The organism is Methylobacterium sp. WL116 (assembly GCF_008039455.1).
GTDB lineage: Bacteria > Pseudomonadota > Alphaproteobacteria > Rhizobiales > Beijerinckiaceae > Methylobacterium.
This window is the reverse complement of sequence record NZ_VRUV01000580.1, coordinates 1-2,666: the sequence shown is the minus strand read 5'-3', so window position 1 is coordinate 2,666 and position 2,666 is coordinate 1. Positions and strand designations below refer to the sequence as shown.

4 protein-coding genes are annotated in these 2,666 nt (G+C 71.7%); 1 reads left to right on the top strand and 3 read right to left on the bottom strand.

What is annotated here, in order from left to right:
• Positions 1-827: transporter (locus FV223_RS24780; RefSeq protein WP_147729449.1), on the top strand; the 827-nt coding region annotated here is incomplete at its 5' end.
• Positions 828-846: 19 nt separating this feature from the next.
• Here FV223_RS24780 and panC read toward each other — a convergent pair.
• From panC to FV223_RS24765, 3 genes are all read right to left on the bottom strand, one after another.
• A complete protein-coding gene (panC, locus tag FV223_RS24775; RefSeq protein WP_147729448.1) occupies positions 847-1,704 on the bottom strand; it encodes a pantoate--beta-alanine ligase in 858 nt (285 codons plus the stop codon).
• Between the two features lie 102 nt (positions 1,705-1,806).
• Entirely contained in the window at positions 1,807-2,151 is a 345-nt protein-coding gene (locus FV223_RS24770; RefSeq protein WP_246686619.1) for a DUF6883 domain-containing protein, read from the bottom strand.
• Positions 2,148-2,399: a DUF4926 domain-containing protein gene (locus tag FV223_RS24765; RefSeq protein ID WP_147729447.1), complete on the bottom strand. Its 252-nt coding sequence runs from the start codon at positions 2,397-2,399 to the stop codon at positions 2,148-2,150. Before FV223_RS24765 ends, FV223_RS24770 begins: the two co-directional genes overlap by 4 nt.
• Positions 2,400-2,666: the final 267 nt, after the last annotated feature.

The following is a 2,666-nucleotide window of genomic DNA, read 5'->3' as shown; positions in this document are numbered from 1 at the left end:
GGTACAGCCCCTCCGCCAGCGGAAACCCGGCCGCGCAGCCGGGCCAGACCGTCGGCCTGCCGGCCGGGTTTCCGCTGGCGGAGGGGCTGTACCTCATCGACACGTCGAGCTTCGGCGTGCGCGACACGCGACCCCGCGACTCGGAACTCAACGTCAACCTGCCGTCCATCATCTGGGCGACGCCGTGGCGGGTGCTGGATGCCCGGCTCCAGTTCACGCTGCTGCAGCCGGTGACCGCGACGGCGCCGAACGGCGCGCGCTACCAGAGCGGGTTCGGCCAGACCCTGCTCGCGGCCCAGCTCGCCTGGGATCTCGGCCAGCATGTCGGCGTCAGCTACCTGCTCGGCGCCTACCTGCCGAGCGACACCAAGGTGGTGATCCAGAACCCGGTGCTGCACCAGCGCTTCGCCGCGACCTACAACGGCGACGGCTGGAACCTGACGGCGCATTTCCTCTACGGGATCTTCTTCGACACCACCTCGCCCACCGGCACGTACTACCCGGACTTCCTCAACCTCGACCTGACCGCGACGAAGAAGTTCGGCAAGCTCGAGGTCGGTGCCGTCGCCTTCGGCTCCGCCGACCTGCCGACCGGCCGGGCGAGCTACCAGCGTCAGGGCCAGTTCGCCGTCGGCGCCCTCGTCGGCTACAATTTCGGGCCGGTGAACCTGCAGGCCTACGTCACCCGGGACGTCGCCGAGCGCAATTACGGCGGCTTCGACACCCGCGGCTGGCTGCGGGCGATCGTGCCGCTGGGCAAGCTCGACGATCAGCCGGGCGACAAGACGGACGGGCCGCAGCCCGAGCCGCTGCTCGCTAAGCGCTGAGGCCGGCGCGGCCGGGAGCTCACACCGCGACGTTGTCGATCAGACGGGTCTTGCCGAGATAGGCGGCGGCGAGCACGCGGGCCGGGCCGTCGACGCGGGCGAGCGGGGCCAGCGTCGCCGCATCGCAGACGGCGAGGTACTGCACGGCGAATCCCGCGGCCTCCAGCGCGGCGATCCCGCGCGCGATGGCGGGTGCCGTCTCGCCGCCGTCCCGCGCCTGCGCCGCGATGTTGGACAGGACCGCGTGGAGCTTCGGCGCGGTCGCCCGCTCGGCCGGCGCGAGGTAGCGGTTGCGCGAGGACAGGGCGAGGCCGTCGGCCTCGCGGATCGTCGGCATGCCGTGGATCGCGACATCGAGGTCGAGGTCGGCGACCGCGCGCCGGATCACCTGCAGCTGCTGGAAATCCTTCTCGCCGAACAGGGCGGCATCCGGCCGGACCTGGTTGAGCAGCTTCGTCACCACGGTGGCCACGCCCGAGAAGTGGCCGGGGCGGAAGGCGCCGCACAGCCCCTCGGTGAGGCCGCCCACCTCGATGCGGCTCGAAAACCCCGGCGGGTACATGGCGGCCGCCTCGGGCATCCAGGCCGCGTCCGTCCCGGCCTGCGCCAGCAGGGCGAGGTCGCTCGCGGCGTCGCGCGGATAGCGGGCGAAATCCTCGCTCGGGCCGAACTGGGTCGGGTTGACGAAGACGCTCGCCACCACGCGCTCGCCCAGGGTCCGCGCATGCGCGATCAGCGCGAGGTGGCCGCGATGCAGCGCGCCCATGGTCGGCACCAGCACGACGCGGTCGCCGGCCGCGCGCCACGCGGCGACCGTCTCGCGCAAGCGGGCGAGATCGGCGATGGCCTGCGTCTCGGGGGTGGGATGGGCTAGCATGGCGGGCTCCGGCGGAACAGGCGTGCGATCGGCGCGATCCGCCCGCGGGCAGATCGGCTCGCCCCGCCTCGCCGCGGCTTCTTGCAAGGCCGTCGAGTAATTTCAACCAGCTCGGTGGCGCGGCCCCGGGAATGCCGTGACGAAGGCTGCCACGGCATCCTCGCTCATCTGCCGGACCGTGCGGATTCCGGGATGGCGGCCGTCCGGGGCGTCCAGCGGTCCCTCATAGATCAGGCGTTGCGCGCCGATCGCGTCGCTGAAGCGTTGCGGAGCGGCATGACCCAGCAGGGCGCGGACGAACACGTCGGGCCGGTCGAGGCTGAACCCGAAGTCCAGGAAGAACGCCGCCTTGCCCTGATTGCGCGGATGGGACGGCACCAGAAGATACTTCGTGATCTTGTCGCTGTTCAGGACGAAGTTGCGAACGAACGGCGGTTCGCAGGTCACGCCGCGGGAACGCCGACGTGGCGCAGGTCGGCTGCGAGCATGGTCGCGACGGCGCCGTAGGGCTCGGCGAACTCGACCCCATAGGCGAAGCCGCCGCGAATCACCGAGACGACGGTGCCCCGGCTGCCGGCCGGGATCACGTCCCTGTCGTCCGACGTCGCCGACCGGATCGTCTCGACCGTGTCGAGGTCTCGGAAATCCGTCACCGGCTCGTCGCCGAGCACGAAGAAGAAAGCGCCCAGCGTCATTCGGGCAGGATACGCCGCGCGTGCCGGACCACAAGCCTCGTGCATGCAGGGGGAGGGGGCGGCGACCGCATCGGGTTGGCCGCCGCCGGTCATGCCCCCGTCGCGCTCATCGGCAATACGGCAGCAGGGGCCGGCCGAACGGGTCGTCGACGCCCGGCGGGGGCGTGAGGCCGTAATAGCTCGGCTTCGACAGGCCGTAGGACGAGCCGACGTAGCTCGGATCGTCGGGCGCGTTGGTCGGCACCGGCGCGCGGCGCGGCAGGCAGG

Bases quoted from the DNA above. Each gene is read 5' to 3' on its own strand.
- panC (WP_147729448.1), bottom strand. From the start codon at position 1,704: ATGCTAGCCCATCCCACCCCCGAGACGCAGGCCATCGCCGATCTCGCC.
- FV223_RS24765 (WP_147729447.1), bottom strand. From the start codon at position 2,399: ATGACGCTGGGCGCTTTCTTCTTCGTGCTCGGCGACGAGCCGGTGACG.